Annotated in this window: 13 protein-coding genes; 3 read left to right on the top strand and 10 right to left on the bottom strand. The window is 75.0% G+C overall.

From position 1 onward, the window contains the following. Window positions 1-27 precede the first annotated feature (27 nt). On the bottom strand, window positions 28-591 hold the full coding sequence (locus ACZ4V6_RS32720) for an NADPH-dependent FMN reductase (RefSeq protein WP_100044786.1): 564 nt from the start codon (window positions 589-591) through the stop codon (window positions 28-30). Between the two features lie 52 nt (window positions 592-643). Then, window positions 644-1,276, bottom strand: a complete 633-nt coding sequence (locus ACZ4V6_RS32725; protein ID WP_467834383.1) for a cupin domain-containing protein — start codon at window positions 1,274-1,276, stop codon at window positions 644-646. Between the two features lie 498 nt (window positions 1,277-1,774). Between ACZ4V6_RS32725 and ACZ4V6_RS32730 the strand changes: the two genes are divergently transcribed. Beyond that, window positions 1,775-2,017 carry a DUF6059 family protein gene (locus tag ACZ4V6_RS32730; protein ID WP_467834385.1) on the top strand — a complete coding sequence of 81 codons (243 nt, stop codon included), beginning with the start codon at window positions 1,775-1,777 and terminating at the stop codon, window positions 2,015-2,017. A 90-nt stretch (window positions 2,018-2,107) separates the two neighbouring features. Here the strand turns inward: ACZ4V6_RS32730 and ACZ4V6_RS32735 are convergent, their stop codons facing one another. The 3 genes from ACZ4V6_RS32735 to ACZ4V6_RS32745 form a co-directional block, all read right to left on the bottom strand. Then, window positions 2,108-2,872, bottom strand: a complete 765-nt coding sequence (locus tag ACZ4V6_RS32735; protein WP_467834387.1) for an SDR family oxidoreductase — start codon at window positions 2,870-2,872, stop codon at window positions 2,108-2,110. Window positions 2,873-2,939: 67 nt separating this feature from the next. Beyond that, complete coding sequence (locus ACZ4V6_RS32740) at window positions 2,940-4,451, bottom strand: FAD-dependent monooxygenase (protein ID WP_467834388.1); 1,512 nt, start codon at window positions 4,449-4,451, stop codon at window positions 2,940-2,942. Window positions 4,452-4,640: 189 nt separating this feature from the next. Then, window positions 4,641-5,843 (bottom strand): FAD-dependent monooxygenase, encoded by a 1,203-nt coding sequence (locus tag ACZ4V6_RS32745; RefSeq protein ID WP_467834390.1) that lies wholly within the window; start codon window positions 5,841-5,843, stop codon window positions 4,641-4,643. Between the two features lie 337 nt (window positions 5,844-6,180). On the opposite strand from ACZ4V6_RS32745, the gene ACZ4V6_RS32750 reads away from it, so the two are divergent. Further along, window positions 6,181-6,957, top strand: a complete 777-nt coding sequence (locus ACZ4V6_RS32750) for an alpha/beta fold hydrolase (protein ID WP_467834392.1) — start codon at window positions 6,181-6,183, stop codon at window positions 6,955-6,957. Window positions 6,958-7,196: 239 nt separating this feature from the next. Here ACZ4V6_RS32750 and ACZ4V6_RS32755 read toward each other — a convergent pair whose 3' ends face one another. The 5 genes from ACZ4V6_RS32755 to ACZ4V6_RS32775 form a co-directional block, all read right to left on the bottom strand. Beyond that, window positions 7,197-7,937: an SDR family oxidoreductase gene (locus ACZ4V6_RS32755; RefSeq protein WP_467834394.1), complete on the bottom strand. Its 741-nt coding sequence runs from the start codon at window positions 7,935-7,937 to the stop codon at window positions 7,197-7,199. Then, window positions 7,934-9,475 carry an FAD-dependent monooxygenase gene (locus ACZ4V6_RS32760; protein ID WP_467834395.1) on the bottom strand — a complete coding sequence of 514 codons (1,542 nt, stop codon included), beginning with the start codon at window positions 9,473-9,475 and terminating at the stop codon, window positions 7,934-7,936. Before ACZ4V6_RS32760 ends, ACZ4V6_RS32755 begins: the two co-directional genes overlap by 4 nt. After that, window positions 9,472-11,016: a nitrosuccinate lyase gene (locus ACZ4V6_RS32765; protein ID WP_467834397.1), complete on the bottom strand. Its 1,545-nt coding sequence runs from the start codon at window positions 11,014-11,016 to the stop codon at window positions 9,472-9,474. The genes ACZ4V6_RS32760 and ACZ4V6_RS32765 overlap by 4 nt, the downstream gene beginning before the upstream one ends. After that, complete coding sequence (locus ACZ4V6_RS32770) at window positions 11,013-13,013, bottom strand: FAD/NAD(P)-binding protein (protein WP_467834398.1); 2,001 nt, start codon at window positions 13,011-13,013, stop codon at window positions 11,013-11,015. The genes ACZ4V6_RS32765 and ACZ4V6_RS32770 overlap by 4 nt, the downstream gene beginning before the upstream one ends. 598 nt (window positions 13,014-13,611) lie before the next feature. Then, window positions 13,612-15,174, bottom strand: coding sequence for an MDR family MFS transporter (locus ACZ4V6_RS32775; RefSeq protein ID WP_467834400.1), 1,563 nt, complete (start codon window positions 15,172-15,174; stop codon window positions 13,612-13,614). 373 nt (window positions 15,175-15,547) lie between these two features. On the opposite strand from ACZ4V6_RS32775, the gene ACZ4V6_RS32780 reads away from it, so the two are divergent. Next, window positions 15,548-16,585: a transcriptional regulator gene (locus tag ACZ4V6_RS32780; protein WP_467834401.1), complete on the top strand. Its 1,038-nt coding sequence runs from the start codon at window positions 15,548-15,550 to the stop codon at window positions 16,583-16,585. Window positions 16,586-16,619 lie beyond the last annotated feature (34 nt).

Genomic DNA, 16,619 nt, shown 5'->3' on the forward strand with positions numbered 1-16,619 from the left:
GCGGCGGGTCGTGCCTTGGGGGTCCTCTCAGGCGCGGACGGTCTTGAGGGCGCGGGCCCAGGACTCCAGCTGGTCGAACAGGACGGGCGCGGACTCGTCGTGCTGCTCGCCCGGCTTGAACAGGGACCAGTTCTCGAAGTCGGTGAACATCGAGAAGGACAGCTGCTGGCGGACGTGCGCCAGGCGCAGTTCGCTGGCGATGGCACGCAGGTGCTCGATGGCGCGGGCGCCGCCGAGGGTGCCGTAGGAGACGAAGGCGGCGGCCTTGTCGGCCCACTCCTGGTGCAGGTAGTCGATGGCGTTCTTCAGCGCGGCCGGGACGGAGTGGTTGTACTCGGGGGTGACGAAGACGTATCCGTCGTAGGCGGCGATCGTCGCGGCCCAGGCCTTGGTGTGCTCGTTGCGGTACTGGCGGCGGGCCGCCGGGACGGGCTCGTCCAGCAGCGGCAGCGGGTGGTCGGCGAGGTCGACCAGTTCGTACTCGGCGGCGGTGCGGGCGCCGGCCCGGTCCATGACCCAGTCGGCGACGGCCTTGCCGTTGCGGCCGGGGCGGGTGCTGCCGAGGATGACGGCGATCTTCAGGTCGCTCACGGGGGGCTCCTTCGTGGGGCGCTCGGGCGGTGGCAACGTGCGCTCGAGGTGCTCAGGCGTTCTGTCCGGCACCGGCACCGGCGTCGTCGGCCTTGTCGGCCTTGTCGTAGAAGCCGTCCTCGTGGATGGGCTGGATCTCGACCGGCCGGTCGTTGGCCTTGAGCCACTCCTCGCGCAGGCGGGCGGCCTCGTCGTCGGCCTGCGCGGCGGGGACCAGACGGCCGTCGGGGGTCAGGCGCATCGGCCGCTCGCCCGCCGGGCGCCAGTCGAACCGGGCGGCGATCTTGAAGAGGTCCTCCTGGGTGAGCGGGCCGCCGTTGTCCTTCTCGGCCTGCAGCGCGGTGGGGTGGTAGTCCTCGTAGCCGCCGGGCATGTGCAGGGTCAGGAAGTGCGCGCCCTCGCCGGGAGGGGTGGCCCAGGTGTGCCGGGTGCCGACGGTGATGTGGGCCATGGCGCTCGGGCCGAGTTCGACGACCTCGTCGTCGACCTGGACGATCAGCTTGCCGGAGACGACGAAGTAGGTCTCCGTGGACTCCGCGTGCGTGTGCAGCGGCGGTCCGGACCAGGCCGGTCCCTGGCGGGTCTCCACCAACGAAGCCGCCCCGTCCGTCATCTTGCTCGACAGCACGATCTCGAATCCGCGGCGGCCTTCGGGCCGGTCACCGGGGTGGATGATGTACGTCATGGAGTCCTCTCTCGGATCGCGTCGCACGGCGTCTTCGATCTAACCCGCGGCCCGGGTGTCCGACTGCGGCCGCGACGGCGCGGTTGAACAGGGCGGCCTGCCGTTACGGTCCGCGCGCGCGGCGGGCCCGGCCGGGCGGGCCGCGAGGGCGCCGGCCGCGGGCGTGCGGCGGCTGGGGCGGGGCCGTGCCCGGGGTGTCGTGCCTGGTGGCGCGGTGGTGCGCGGGTGCGGGGCCGGGGCGCGGACCGCGCCGGGACCGGTGGCCGCCGGGGGACCGGTGGCCACCGGGGCTCCGGCGGGACCCGGTGCGGCCCGGGGCGGGCCCGGGGGAGGCTGTGGCGGGGTGCGGGCCGTACTGCGGCGGGCGGCAGGCCGGGCTCCGGCGGCAGTGCGGGCGGGCTGGAGCGGGACTCCAGGGGATCTGCGGCGCTTCTCCGCCGCCCCGCCCGAAGGTGGCGTGGACGGCCTGTGACCGCCGACCACTCAAGGAGGCCCGCCATGTGGCATCTGCTGCGCCCTCGCCGTGTGCTGCGCGAGATCTACCGTTGCCTGGTGGTGTACGGCACCGTCCACACGGGTCTGGACCCGGGCGCGACGACCGGGGCGCTGCGGGACGCCGCTCCCGGGGAGCCGGTGGGCCCGCTGCGGGGGCCGGGGCCGGACCATCCCGAGCAGGTGCGCGGGGACGTTCCGCTCACGCCGCTGGAGCGTTCCCTGGCGCGGGAGCTGGAAGCGCACTGAGGGACCGCCGCACGCGGTGCCGCCGGCGACGCGGAACGCCGCTGCCGGGGCCCCTCCAAGGGGTCCCGGCAGCGGCGTTCGGGGTGACGGTCAGGCGGCCACGCGCTCGGCGAGGAACTCCTCCCAGGTGCGCTTGCCCACGTCGTTGCCCTTCAGGGCGAGGTTCTGGCCCGCGCGGTAGGCCTTGCCGGCCTTGCCGGGCATGCGCACGGGCAGCATCGGGCGGCGCTTGCCGTGCGCGGCCAGGTAGCTGCGCAGCAGGTCGCCGAGCGGGTAGACCTTCGGCCCGGCCAGGTCGGGCACGCGGCCGGCCGGCTCGCCGAGGGTCAGCTCGACCAGGCGGGCCGCCACCTCACGGGAGTCGACCGGCTGGAACTGAAGGCCGCCGGGGGCGGGGACGACGGGCATCTTGGCCATCTTCTGCGCCATCATCCACACGATGTCGTGGAACTGGGCGGCGCGCAGCATGGACCAGGGGATGCCGGAGTCGATGATGATCCTCTCCGCCTCGAGCTGGGTCTTGAACCAGCTCAGCGGCATCGTGTCGGTGCCGATGACGGAGATGTAGACGATGTGGCGGACGCCGGCCTTCTTCGCGGCGTTCACCAGGGTGCGGGCCACCTTGTCGTCGCCCTTGTTGCTGCCGGCGAGGTGCAGCACCGTCTCCACGCCGCGCAGGGCGGCGTCGATGCCCTCACCGGTCATCAGGTCGACGGCGAAGTACTCGATGCCGTTGGCGGACTCGCGGGGCTTGCGGGCGAGGATGCGTACGTCGTGGCCCGCCTGCTGCAGCAGCGGCACCACATGGCCTCCCAGGGTGCCTGTGCCACCGGTGACCAGAATAGGTGCGGTCATCGCTCCCTTGTCTCCTCTTCGCTCTGGGGTCGGGGGTTTCCTGGCGGGTTCGGGGGATCGTCCGGTGTCAGACGCCCGCGGTGACGCGGGCCGGGCCGAACCAGCTCTCCAGGGCTGCGGTCAGGCCGGCACCGCCCGGCCCCGCCCAGGCGACGTAGCCGTCGGGCCGCACCAGCGCGGCGGCCGGCAGCCGCGGCGGCACGCCCGGGGCGCCGGCGGGCGCCCAGGTGCCGGTGACGACGTCGACGCGGTCGGACCAGGCGGCCGCCCGGTGCCGCGGTCCGTCCGTGTCTTCGGTGCCTTCGGTGCCTTCGGTGACGATGAGGACGCCCCGGCCCGGGCGCAGCAGTTCCGCGACGCGGGTGCGGCTGCCGTCGGGCAGGTCGAGGGCGTGGTCGGGAGACAGCCGACGGCCCAGCAGGGGGTGGTCGCCGGGGCAGGTGTCGTAACGGACCCCGAGGCCGCTGACCATGCCGGCGAAGTGCTCCGCGGCGCTCTTGTCGTCCATCAGCTCGCGCATGACGGCGCGCAGCGGGTCCATCTCCTCGCCGCTGAGGTAGAGGGCGGTGGCGGCGTGGGTGTTGCGCAGCAGCTGCTCGCCGAGGGGGTGGCGCTCGGCGTGGTAGGTGTCGAGGAGGCTTTCGGGGGCGCGGCCGGTGGCCACCGCGGCGAGCTTCCAGCCGAGGTTGACCGCGTCCTGGATGCCGGTGCTCAGGCCCCAGCCGGCCAGCGGCGGGGTGGCGTGGGCGGCGTCCCCGGCGAGCAGGACGCGGCCGCGCCGGTAGGTGGTGGCCAGGCCCGCGCCGTTGCCGAAGGCGGCCATCCAGCGGGCGCTGCCGTGGTGGATGGACTCGCCGGTCATGCGCTGCCAGGCGTCGGCGACGTCGGTGAAGGTCAGCGTGGCGGTGTCGGGGTGGGGCGGCAGGCTCCGGTCGTGGATGAGGACGCGGTGGTAGCCGTCGCCCAGGCCGACGCACAGGACCATGCTGCCGCCGGGGACGTGCTCGCCGGTGGGCCGGGGGCGCGGCTCGATGCCCTTCACGTCGGCCATGTACATCCCGCGGGTGGACTCCCAGCCGGGGGCGGAGATGCCGGCCAGGGTGCGGATCGTGCTGTCGGGGCCGTCGCAGCCGACGAGGTAGGCGGCCGTGTCCCGGTGGCGGCCGTCGGGGCCGTCGAGGACCAGCTCGACGCCGTCGGCGGTCTCGGTGAAGGCGACGGCCTCGTGGCCGCGCCGGACGGTGACGCCCAGTTCGCCCAGCCAGTCGGTGAGCATCTGTTCGGTGCGCGACTGGGGCAGGCCGAGCACCCCGTGGTGGCTCTCGTCGAGCATGCTCAGGTCGAAGCCGACACCGCCGAAGTGACCGCGCTGGCCGCGGCGGAACTCGCCCAGGCGGGCGAGCAGGCCGCGCTGGTCGAAGATCTCGGCGACGCGCTTGGTGAAACCGAGGGCCCGGGACTCCCCGGACGGCGCGGGCAGTCTGTCGTAGACGGTGACCTCCGCGCCGCCGAGCCTGAGTTCGCCCGCGAGCATGAGACCCACGGGACCGGCGCCGACCACTATGACGCGAGTTTCCACTATCCGCTCCCTTTGCAGCGTCGAAGACACATATCCGCCCACGACGTCGAGCGCCGATGTGGCAGCCATCATGGCATGAATGCCACTCGCGAAATAGCCGCGCCAGCGGACTCCGGCAGCCTCACCCGTACGGATCGAGCGATCGGGGACTTTTCCCCGAGTACTCCTCGAGCGATCCTCGAGCGAAATTCAAGCGGACTTCGACTGGAATTCGAGAGCGGGCTCGGGAGGCAGGACGGGGGCCTCCCAGTCGATGCGGTGGGTGAACTGCCAGTCGAGGGGCTCGGGCTTGAGGTCGCGTGCCGGGCGTGCGAGCGGGCTGGCCTTGCTGGCGTTGGTGCGGGCGGCGAGGGCGATGATCCGCTCCACGCGGGCCCGCCGCAGCCCCTCGTACGCCGTGAACGCCTGGTCGTGGGGCAGGTCGCGCAGGCAGCGCGCCAGCTGCACGGAGCTCTCCACGGCCTGGGAGGCGCCCTGCCCGGAGCTGGGGGAGGCCGCGTGCACGGCGTCGCCGACCAGCACCATCCGGCCGCGGCTCCAGGTCGGCACCGGCGGCATGGTCTCCAGCGGGCCGGTGATCAGCAGGTCGGCCGCCTCGGTGCGGGCCAGCAGGTCCGCGGCGGGCGCGCAGTGGCCGGCGAACGCCTCGCGCAGGCGCTCCAGCCACTGCTCCCGCGGGGTCCGCCGGGCCTCGGCCAGCGTCAGCGGCTCGGGGTGCGGCAGGTTGACGAACCAGCCGCCGGAGCCGTCGGCGTGCACCAGGTGGCCGAAGGAGCCGGCGGGGCCGTAGCTCACGTGCAGCCTGCCGCCGGTGCCGGGCAGTCCCGTGTCGGCCAGCGGGGCGGCGAAACCGAGCAGGCCGGCGTACTGCGGGCGGGGGGCGGCCGGGTCGATGAGGGCGCGCACCGTGGAGCGGATGCCGTCCGTGCCGATCAGGATGTCGGCGCTCTCCTCGGTGCCGTCGTCGAAGCGGGCGGTGACGCCGTCACCGGTGTCCTCGGCGTGCACCAGCCGCTTGCCGTGCCGGGTGCGGACACCGCGGCGGGTGGCCTCGTCGTACAGCGCCCGGTACAGCTCCCCGCGCCAGACGAAGCGGGACGGCGGCAGATCGGCCGGAAGGGTGATCTCGCCGAGCAGCTCGCCGTCCGCGCTGTGCAGGACGGTGCCGCGCATGGGGGTGCCCACCCGGCGGATGACGTCGCCGGCGCCGATCGTGTCGAGGGCGTTGACCCCGTTGGGGGCCAGGCTCAGGCCGCCGCCGATGCCGTCGGCGGTGACGTGGTACGCCTCGTGGACGCGGGCTTCGATGCCTGCGCGCTGGAGCGCCATGGCCGTGGTCGAGCCGGCGATGCCACCGCCGATGACCAGTGCGGTGCGGATGTGGGAGGTCATAACTCCTGCCTCGGTCGGGGGCCGTCGGTCGGCCGGCTGCGGGGCGCGCGGACGGCTTCCGCATCGGCCGTGTACGGGCGTCGGCTCGGGATTTCTCGACCTGCGCCGGCTGATCGCGGGAAGGTTTCCTGGCCTGGCCGACTTATCCGGCGAGGGTAATTCAGCGGGTGTCTTCCGACAACACTCGAAGGAATCACGGTGTTCGACTGCGGAATACCGAGGTTGGACAGTCGCGCGTTCAACTGTCCGCGTTTCCCGCATTGACCGCCGTCGAAATCAGCGACTACTTTCCCGGGCGGAAAAAGCTGGCAGGAATGTGTCCCTGGGGGAGTGTGTGATGCACAAGGTCGTATCGCGGGACGGCACCACCATCGCCTACGAGAAGGCCGGTGAGGGCCCCCCGGTCGTGCTGCTCGGTGGCGGTTTCCGCGACCACACGGCCTTCGACACGCTCGTCCCGCACCTGGCACCCCACTGCACCGTGTACGCCTACGACCGGCGCGGGCGCGGCCAGAGCGGGGACTCCCCCCACTACGCGGTCGAGCGGGAGATCGAGGACCTCCAGGCGGTCATCGACGAGACGGGCGGCCGGGCGGCGGTGTTCGGCGGCTCCAGCGGGGCGATCCTGGCACTGGAGGCGGCCCTCGCCGGGGCGACGATCGGCAGGCTGGCCCTGCTGGAACCGCCCTACCGGGTCCCGGGTTTCCGCACGCCTCCCGCCGGTTTCGCCGAACGCCTGGACGCGCTGCTCGCCGAGGGGCGGCGCGGTGAGGCCGTCGAGTACTTCCTCGGCGAGCACGTGGGCTTCCCGCCGGAGTGGGTCCAGGAGTGGAAGGACAGCCCGCTGTGGCCGTCCAACGAGGCGCTGGCGCACACCCTGCCCTACGACACCGCGGTGATGGGCGACGGCCGGGTGCCGGTGGAGCGGATGGCCGGGATGGGGGTGGAGACGCTGGTCGTCAACAGCGACCACACCAGTGACTGGCTGCTCGCCGCGGCCGAGGCGACCGCGGCGGCCCTGCCGAACGGGCGCCTGCTGGAGCTGCCCGGCGTGTGGCACCGGGTGCTGCCGGAGGTGCTCGGGCCGGTGCTGGTGGAGTTCTTCACCGCCTGAGACCGGCCGGCGCGCGGGCGGTGCGCACGACGAGCCCCCTGCCGGGGCCGCGACGGGGAGACCCGGGCGGGCCCGGCGGGGGGCTCGCCGTGCACGTGGCCGGCGGACGGGGCGTCGGGCCGACGGGCCCGGGGCTGCCTCCCGCGGAGGAGCGACGGGCCCCGGGCGGAACGGCTTTCAGCCGGGCCCGGGCCCCGGGCGGAGGAGGGTCCGGCCGGGGCCCGGGCGGCGGCGCGGGATCACCAGGGAACCGGACCCGACTCGTCCTGGGAGGTGCCCGTGGGGCCGTCGGGGGGGAGCAGGGCCAGGCGCACCGCCGTGACGGCGCCCTGCTCGACCGTCTGGTGGCCGCGGTGGCCGTTCATGTCGGTGGCGGTGAAGCCGGGGTTGGCCGCGTTGACCTTGATCGGGGTGTCGCGCAGCTCCCTGGCGTAGGCGAGGGTGAGGGCGTTCAGGGCCGTCTTGGAGGACTGGTAGGTGACCAGGTTGTAGTCGCCGAACCCGCCGGAGAGGTCCGCGTTGAGGGTCAGGGAGCCCACGGCCGAGGACATGTTGACGATGCGTCCGGCCGGGGAGCGGCGCAGCAGCGGCAGCATCGCGTTGGTCACCGTCAGCACGCCGAAGACGTTGGTCTCGTACACCTCGCGCAGCTGCTCGGCGGTGGCCGCGCTGGGCGGGCCGTGGAACGTGCCGTTGACGCCCGCGTTGTTGACCAGGACGTCCAGGCGGCCGTACCGCCCGTCGATCACGGCGGCCGCGGCCGCGGCACCGGCGGGATCGGTCACGTCCAGCGGCAGCGGGTGCGCGTCGATTCCCTCGGCGGCGAGCGCCTCGGCGGCGAGCTCGCCGCGCCGCGCGTCGCGGGCGCCGAGCAGCACGGTCGCCCCCCGCGCGCCCAGCTGACGGGCGACCTCCCGGCCCAGGCCCTTGTTGGCGCCGGTGACCAGGGCGATCAGGCCGCCTTCGGGGATGCCGCTCATGCCGCCGCCACCCCCTCGCCGAACCAGTGGGCGAGCGCGTCCGTCAGGCCCTCGGCGCCGCGCCCGTCGCCGGCCCAGGCGACGTATCCGTCGGGGCGCACCAGCAGGGCGGCGGCACCCTCGAACGGGTCGTCGGCGCCGGTCGTGTGCGGGGACACGGCCACGACGTCGACCCGGTCCTGCCAGGGGGCGGCGGCCCGGCGCACCCGGGCGTCGCCCGCCAGGTCGAGCAGCACACCGCGCGCGCGGTGCAGCAGCTGCGAGGCCGTGCTCTTCACGCCCGCCCCGTCGACCAGTTCGGCGTTCGGCAGCCGCCGGCCCAGCAGCGGATGGTCCGGCGCCGTCATGGCGTACCGGATGTCCAGGCCGGTGACCATGCCGATGAGGTGCCGGCGGACCTCGGGCAGCTCCATCAGTTCGGCGAACAGCTCCCGCATCGGCTGCATGTGCTCGCCGGTGACGTACAGGCTGCGCTGGGTGAGGGTGTTGACCAGGACGCGGGCGCCCACCGGGTGCCGCTCGTCGTGGTAGGTGTCGAGCAGGTGCCCGGGGGCCCGGCCCTTGACCGCCAGCGCCAGCTTCCAGCCGAGGTTGACCGCGTCCTGCACGCCCGCGCTCATGCCCTGCCCGCCGATGGGCAGGTGGATGTGCGCGGCGTCGCCGGCCAGGAACACCCGCCCGCTGCGGTACCGGCTCGCCTGCCGGGTGGCGTCGGTGAACTTGCCGATCCAGCGCGGTGTGCCGCCGCTGATGTCCTCGCCGGTCAGCCGCCGCCAGGCACCGGCGACCTCCTCGAAGGAGGGCGGGGCGTCGCCCTTGCGGGGGACGACACCGGCGTCGTAGTAGGTGACGCGGAAGATGTCCGGGCCCTGCTGGAAGGCGAGCACCATGCCGCCGGGCACCCGCTCGCCGTTGGGCCGCGGACGCACCCCGGTCACCCCGACGACCTCGGCGAACGCCATCTCGATGGTGGCGTCGTGGCCGGGGAAGCCGATGCCCGCCCTCTTGCGGACGGTGCTGCGGCCGCCGTCGCAGCCCACCAGGTAGGCGGCGCGCAGCCGCGCCGGGCCGTCGGGGCCGCTCACCGTCACCTCGACGCCGTCGCCGCGGTCGGCGAGGCCGGTCACCTCCCAGCCCCGGCGCACGTCGACGCCCAGTTCGCCGGCCCACTCGCCGAGGACGGCGACGGTCAGCGACTGCGGCACGCCCTTGGCGCCGTAGGAGCCGCCCGGCACCTCCCGGTAGTCGAGCGGGACGCCGCCGAAGTGGCCGACGGGGATGGTGTCGAAGCCGCCGAAGCGGGGCAGCAGCCCGCGCTGGTCGAAGGTCTCGATGGTGCGTGCCGTGAAGCCGAGGGCGCGGGACTGGTCGGTCGGCTCCGTCGACTTCTCCAGCACGACGCACCCGACGCCGGCCAGCCGCAGCTCGCACGCCAGCATCAGCCCGACGGGACCGGCTCCCACCACGATGACGTCGGTGTCCATGGCATCGGTGTCCATGGCGCCGGTCTCCACGGCGTCGGTGTCCATGCGGCTCATGTCGCTCCCAGGTGAGGATCGGGTGAGGTGGCCCGGACGTCGGTCAGCGCCCGGTCGACCAGGGCGCCCGCCGCGCCGGTGTAACCGGCCGGGTCCAGCAGGGCGGCGGCTTCCGGGGGGTCCAGTACGCCCCGCAGCTGCGGCAGTCCGGCGAGGACGTCGGCGAGCGGCCGGGAGGTCTCGGCGGCCCGCAGCGACGCCCGCGTCAGCAGTTCCCGGGCGGCCGCGGGGCCCAGCAGCGGGGCCAGGACGGCGCTGAGGCGCTCGGAGGCGATCCGGCCGCCGGTCGCCTCGAGGTTGGTGCGCATCCGGTCCGGGTGGACGGTGAGGCCGCGGACCAGCTCCACCGCGGTGTGGGCGGCGCCGCCGGTCAGCCGCAGGCACTCGCGCAGCGGCTGCCACTCGCTGTGCCACACGCCCGCCGACCGCTCGTCCTCGGTCACCAGGCACTGCGTCAGGACCGCGGACAGCGCCGGGACCTGGAGGGCGGCGGAGCGGATCAGCGTCGCCAGGACGGGGTTGCGTTTGTGTGGCATCGCGGAGGACGCGCCGCGGCCCGCCGCCTGCGGCTCGGTGACCTCGCCGACCTCGGTGCGGGCCAGCACCAGCACATCGGCCGCGATCTTGCCGAGGGCGCCCGCGGTGTGCGCGAGGGCGGCCCCCAGGTCGGCGACCGGGGTGCGCAGGGCGTGCCAGGGCAGCACGGGGGCCGCCAGGCCGGTCTGGGCGGCGTAGGCGGCGGTGAGGTCGTCGACGACCTCGGCGGCGTCCGCGTCCTGGCCGGCGTGGGCGAGGTAGCCCGCCAGGGTGCCGGCCGCGCCGCCCAGGGAGACCGGGAGACGGCCGGCGACCTGCTCCAGGCGCTCGGCGGCCTCCAGCACGAGCTGCCGCCAGCCCGCCGCCTTGAGCCCGAACGTGGTCGGTACGGCGTGCAGGGCGAGCGTGCGGCCGGCCATCACCGTGTCCCGGTGCTCCGCGGCCAGTGCGGCGAGTGCGCCGGCGGTGTGGCGCAGGTCGGCGACGATCAGGCGCAGCGCGCGCCGGGCGACGAGCATCGCACCGGTGTCGAACACGTCCTGGCTGGTGGAGCCCCGGTGGACGTACGCGACGGCCTCGGGGGCGTCGGCGGCCACCACCGCCGTCAGCGCCCGGACCAGGCCGACGACCGGGTTGGCCGTCTCGCGCGCGGCCAGGGCCAGGTGCCGCAGGTCCAGACGCTCGGCGCGGGCCGCGGCGGTGATCGCGGCGGCCGCCGGGGCGGGAACGGTGCCGCAGTGCGCCTGGGCGCGGGCCAGGGCCGCCTCGGCGTCCAGCATCGCCTGCAGCCAGGCCGTGTCGCCCACCGCCGCCTCCACGGGGGTGCCCGCCCTGACCGGGGAGAGCAGCCCGCTGTCCGGGTCGGGGGCGGGGCGGGCGTCCGTGGCCTCGTGACGGGTGGCGTCCGCGCCGCCGTGACGGGTGGCGTCCGCGCTGTCGTGACGGGTGGCGTCCGCGCTGTCGTGACGGGTGGTGTCCGCGCTGTCGTGGCCGGTGGTCGTCATGCCGCCGCCTTCGTGGTCCCGCCGCCCAGCGGCGTCCGGCGCGCCCGTACGGCCGCGCGGTCCCCGGTGGCGGACAGCGCGGGCAGTTCCAGTACGGCCGCGGCGATCGCGTCGGAGTCCTCCAGCGTCACCGAGCCGACGCCCGGCCGGATGCCCGCCGCGGTCACCCAGTGCACGGACTCGGTGGGCACGCCGTAGGCGAAGCGCCGCGGGTGCGGCTCCCCCTGCGCGTCGAGCAGGTGGTAGGGCCGCCCGGTGACGGCCAGGCCGCCGGTCTCGTACGGGGCGCCGCCTCGGGCCGGGACCCGGAAGGGGCGGCACTGCCCGGTGCCCAGCAGGTGGGCCAGCAGCGGGTCCGCGGTGCGCCGCAGGTCGATCTCCGGCAGCCGGCTGTCGATCAGCGTGGTGGCCCGGACCAGTACGCCCGGGATGTCGCTGGTGCCGACGAAGCGGCCCCGCTCCGCGTCGGTGCCGGCCCGCGTCCCGGGGCCGAGGACCTCCAGCACCCCCGCGTCCATCAGCGCGGCCATCTCCTCGATGCGGGAGGCGGGCGGGCCGATGGACAGGTAGGCGTTGAGCGGCGTGTACCAGCCGTCCAGGTCCTCCCGGTGGGAGTCGGCGTCCAGACCGCCGTGCTCGACGGCCAGGCGCACCTCGTTGCGCAGGTCCCGCAGCACGTCCAGGGCGGCCTTGAGCGGGCCGGAGACATTGCCCCGGCGGGCCTGGCGCACGTCCTCGTCGAGGTGGCCGCGCAGCCAGGACCGGAAGGCCGCCAGGTCGGGGAAGGACCGGTCCCCGTAGGGGCGGGCCACCAGGTCCCAGTCCCAGCGCTCGGCCGCGTCGATGCCGGCCGCCCGCAGCAGCTCCTCCCGCTGCGGGCCGGGCTCGGCGCGCAGGTAGCGGGCGGTGAAGCCGGCGGCGAGGGCCGGCGACCGGCGGGCGGCCAGCAGCGTCTCGTAGTAGACGCTCTCGACCTCCTTGGCGATCAGGGGCCACAGGTCGGTGGCGAACCGGATCGGGCCGCGGCCCGGGGCGCGCAGCGCCGCGACGTGCTCGGCGGTCAGCAGGCGCGGGAAGCAGCGGCCGTGGGCGCCCTTCTCGTTCTCGCCGCGCGCCTGGTACGGCACCCCGCGGCGGGAACCGGCGTACAGGCGCGGTTCGCGGCCCGAGGGGCGGTAGACCAGGCGGCCGTCGACGCGTTCGAAGACGCCGCCGCGGGCGCGGGTGAACAGCGCCATGTAGTCGAAGAAGTTCAGGCCCAGGCCGCGCAGCAGCACGCTCTCGCCGGGCGCGACGGACGACAGGTCCACGTCGGCGGGGTTGGCGGGGGCGAGGTAGGTCAGGCCGTGTCGGGAGGCGAAGGCGGCCAGTTCCCGTTCGGCGGGGCCGGGCAGGACGGGCAGGTGTCCCTGCGCCAGCACCACCGCGGACAGGCCGGTCAGCCGGGTGCCGTCCTCCAGCACCACGGTCTGGGGGGCCGCCGCGCCGGGCGCGGCGCCGGCGTCGTCCAGGGCGACGGCGCGCTGGGCGTGCACCCGCACCGTCACGTGCGCGGCGGCGTTCGCGGTGACCTGCTGGAACACCCAGCCCAGGTACTGGCCGTACAGGGCGCGGGTGGGGTAGCTGTCCGGGCCCAGGTCACGGGCCTCGGCGAGCGTCTCGTCGTCGTAGGCGGCGCCGCGGCCCGGGGTGAGCGCGCTCGGGCCGATCGCCTTGGCCCACTGGTAGAGGCTGGGACCCCCCTCCAGAGGGCCGGCGATGGCGACGCTGGCGTCGGTGTAGACCGTCACCTGGGAGGCGACGGTGTTCATCAACAGGTGCCGGGACTGCGAGGGCCGCCACACCCGGCCCGAGCCGGGCGGGCCCGGGTCGACGACGTGCACGGTGACGTGGTCCCAGCGGGGGGACGTGCGCTCGTGGGCGCACAGCCGCTCCAGCACGGACAGGCCGCGTGGTCCGGCGCCGACGAGGCACACTTCCGTACGTCCGCTGCTCACAAGGACACTCCGCTCGGCAGACGGGGGCGGACGTGCGGCGCGGCCGCGCGGCGGGCACGCCGGACGCCGTCCCCGAAGGTCTTGGTGGGTTCCCGGGGTTCCGGGCGGGGAGAACCGGCCGCCGTCACCGGCGGCTCCGCTGGGGATCCGGCGAACCGTCCCGCTCGCTTCCGCACGTACCGTCCACAGCGCCTCCTTCCGACGCCACGTTCGGCCGGGGCGCTCAAACGGGGCTCAAACGGGACTGGGGCGCGGCCGCGGACCGGGGCCCGCAACGGGGTAGGGGCGCGCAACGGGATCCGGGCGCGCAACGGGATCCGGGCCCGGGGGAGGCCCGGGCGCACGCGCGGCACCTCCCGTCGCCCGGGGCGTACGGGAGGTGCCGGGTGATGCTGCGCGGGGTCGCCGCACGGTCAGCCGCTGTCGTGGGCCCGGTCGGCGGGGTCACCGCGCGGGGGCCGTGGCAGGAGGGACTCGGGCTGCGCGGGGTGGCCGCGCACCGGTGGCGGGGACGTCGGGTTCGACGCCCGGTCCCTCGGCTGAAGCGGGATGTCCGCGGCCGGCGCGGGCCGGTCGCGTCCCGTTCGTTGACGCCCCCTCAGTCTTGGCCGGTGCGGCCGAGGTTCGCTCGAGAAACGCCGGAGGACGCCGACATGCGCAGGGCCACCTCGCGCACCAGGAGCCCGGCCAGCAGGGCGAGCGCGCCGGCGAGGGAGCCGACGAGGAAGGCGCTGTGGGTGCCGGCGGCGGTGGCGTGCCGGTAGGCCTCCTGGACGGCGGGCTGCAGGCGGGCCAGGCTGGCCGCGTCGAGCTGGGCGTTGGCCAGGGCCGGCCGGTCCGGCGCGCGCTCGGCCATCACCTCCAGGACGCGGCGGTTGAACAGCGCGCCCATCACGGCGACGCCGAAGGAGCTGCCCAGCATGCGGAAGAGCGTGATGGCGGCGGAGGCCACGCCGATGTCCCGGATGTCCACGCTGTTCTGCGAGATGAGCATGACGACCTGGAGCAGGCAGCCCAGGCCCGCGCCGAGCACCGCCATGTACAGCGCCGCCTCGGTGCGCGAGGTGGAGGTGTCCATGGTGGACAGCAGCAGCATGCCGGTCAGCATCAGCGCGCCGCCCGCGACCGGGAACGCCTTGTAGCGTCCGGAGCCGCTGGTGACGCGGCCGGCCGCCATCGCCACGACGATCATCGCGCTCATCATCGGCAGCAGCAGCAGCCCGGAGTTGGTCGCCGACACCCCCTGCACGGCCTGCTGGTACAGCGGCAGGAACAGCACCGCGCCGAACATCACGAAGCCCATCACGAACCCGGTGACCGACATCAGCGCGAAGTTGCGGTTGCGGAAGATGTGCAGCGGCAGCACGGGTTCGGCGGCCCGCGTCTGCCAGAAGACGAACGCGCCCAGGCAGAGCACCGCGGCGGCGCACAGCGAGACGATGACGTCCGAGCCCCACGCGTACTCGGTGCCGCCCCAGGTGGCGACCAGGACGAGGGCGGTGATGCCCGCCATCAGCAGTGCCGCCCCCGGATAGTCGATGCGGGCATTGGACCTGCGGGCCGGGAGCCGCAGCACCATCCCCGCCATGACGAGGACGACCGCGCCGATCGGCAGGTTGATGTAGAACGTCCAGCGCCAGCCGAGGTGGTCGGTGATCGCGCCGCCGACCAGCGGCCCGCCGATCATCGACAGGGCCAGCACGGCGGCGAGCATGCCCTGGTAGCGGCCCTGCTCGCGCGGCGGCACCAGTTCCCCGACGATCGCCATGACTCCGGCCATCAGGCCGCCCGCGCCGAGCCCCTGGATCACCCGGAAGCCGATCAGCTGGGTCATGTCCTGGGCCATGCCGCTGAGCGCCGAACCGGCCAGGAAGATCACCACGGAGGTGAGGAAGAGCCCCTTGCGACCGTGCAGGTCGCCGAGCTTGCCCCAGATCGGGGTCGCGGCGGCGGTGGCCAGGGTGTAGGCGGTCACCACCCACGACAGGTGTTCCATGCCGCCCAGGTCGCCGACGACGGTGGGCATCGCGGTGCCCACGATCATGTTGTCCAGCTGGGACAGCAGCATGGCGATCATCAGCGGGAGCAGCATGAGCCGTATGTTCGGCCCGCGTGCCTCCGGCTGTGCTGTGCCCGCCGCCTTGTCGATGGTCGTCGCCACGGTGCTCACCTCGTTCGATCGGGCTGTCCGCGCGGGCGCGCAGCGTGGGTCGCCCGCCGGCCGTGCTGGGGCGCCGCCCGGACGGCGCGGGCACCGCGCGCGGTGAGCAGCGCACGGAAGTCCAGCAGGGACCGCTCGCGTGCCGCTCGTGTCCCGCTCACGGCCCACCGCGCCCCGCCTGTCCCGCCCCGCCCGGATGAGCTGGGCTTTCACGCCCGCCCGCGGTCTTTCCGCCGCTCGGCAAGCCGGTGCGGCGGGGCCGGGACGCGACGGTGTCAGAGGTTCGTCAGCCCCGTGTCAGGAGGCGTTGCCAGGGTCCGTGCGGGGCCCCGCCCCGGCCCGTCAGCCCGCTGTGTCCACGAGGAGTCGCGGTATGACCCACCAGACCGTGCGCGTGCACCACGACAGCAGCTCGGAGCGACTGCTCGCCCTCAAGGACGCGCTGGGCGAGGCCCCCGTGGAGCGGGTGCGCCTGGCCGACCTGACGGCCTCGTTCACCCCGCGTTCCGGCGGGGTGGACGGCGAGTGGGCGCTGGCCCTGGCGCACCTGGAGAGTGAGCTGCCGCCGATCGTCGTGCACCGCCCCACCCTGTCCGTCATCGACGGGCTGCACCGGCTGCGGGCCGCGCGGCTGAAGGGCCGTACGCACGTCGCGGCGCGCTTCTTCGACGGGTCCCGGCAGGACGCGGCCCTGCTGGCGGTGGCGATGAACGTGGCCCAGGGCCGGCCGCTGTCCCAGAGCGACCGGGTGGCCGCCGCCGAGCGCATCGTCGCTACGCGGCCCCAGTGGTCGGACCGCGCCATCGCCGTGGTGGCGGGACTGTCCGCGAAGAAGGTGTCGGAGCTGCGGGCACGCATGGAGGGGCTGCCGCGCTGCGAGCGCCGGGTCGGCCTCGACGGGCGGGCCCGGCCGCTGAGCACCGTGCAGGGGCGGGAACTGGCCGGGGAACTGCTGCGGGCCGACCCCAACGCGTCGCTGCGGACGATCGCGCGGCGCGCGGGGATCTCGCCGGCGACCGTCGCCGACGTGCGCGACCGGCTGCTGCGGGGCGACGATCCGGTGCCGCCGCGGCAGCGCGGCCTGGCGGCGGGCGGGCGCGGCGCGCGGGAGGGGCGGGAGCCGGGCGGCCGGGACCGGGAGGAGGAGACACGGTCGGCCGAGGAGCTGATCACCCTCTTCGAGGCGCTGCGGCGGGACCCGTCGCTGCGGCTGAACGAGATGGGCCGCAGCACGCTGCGGATGCTGGAGGCGTGTGCGCTGCTCGCCCGCGACCGGGGACGCATCATCGCCAACCTGCCGCCGCACTGCACCGAGCAGCTGGCGGAGCTGATGCGCGGCTACGCGGAGCTGTGCCAGGAGTTCGCCGAGGAACTGGGCACCGGCGCGGTCCGGCCGGGCCCGGCCCGCTGAGACCGGCCGGACCGCGCCGGGGGGTGCTCGCCGG

The sequence above is a fragment of the Streptomyces sp. NPDC029152 genome, from assembly GCF_055564355.1.

What these genes read in the sequence shown, in the direction of transcription:
- ACZ4V6_RS32750 (WP_467834392.1), top strand. Translation starts at nt 6,181, where the DNA reads ATGCACAAGGTCGTATCGCGGGACGGCACCACCATCGCCTACGAGAAG.
- ACZ4V6_RS32725 (WP_467834383.1), bottom strand. Translation starts at nt 1,276, where the DNA reads ATGACGTACATCATCCACCCCGGTGACCGGCCCGAAGGCCGCCGCGGA.
- ACZ4V6_RS32755 (WP_467834394.1), bottom strand. Translation starts at nt 7,937, where the DNA reads ATGAGCGGCATCCCCGAAGGCGGCCTGATCGCCCTGGTCACCGGCGCC.
- ACZ4V6_RS32730 (WP_467834385.1), top strand. Translation starts at nt 1,775, where the DNA reads ATGTGGCATCTGCTGCGCCCTCGCCGTGTGCTGCGCGAGATCTACCGT.
- ACZ4V6_RS32780 (WP_467834401.1), top strand. Translation starts at nt 15,548, where the DNA reads ATGACCCACCAGACCGTGCGCGTGCACCACGACAGCAGCTCGGAGCGA.
- ACZ4V6_RS32760 (WP_467834395.1), bottom strand. Translation starts at nt 9,475, where the DNA reads ATGAGCCGCATGGACACCGACGCCGTGGAGACCGGCGCCATGGACACC.
- ACZ4V6_RS32735 (WP_467834387.1), bottom strand. Translation starts at nt 2,872, where the DNA reads ATGACCGCACCTATTCTGGTCACCGGTGGCACAGGCACCCTGGGAGGC.
- ACZ4V6_RS32765 (WP_467834397.1), bottom strand. Translation starts at nt 11,016, where the DNA reads ATGACGACCACCGGCCACGACAGCGCGGACACCACCCGTCACGACAGC.
- ACZ4V6_RS32745 (WP_467834390.1), bottom strand. Translation starts at nt 5,843, where the DNA reads ATGACCTCCCACATCCGCACCGCACTGGTCATCGGCGGTGGCATCGCC.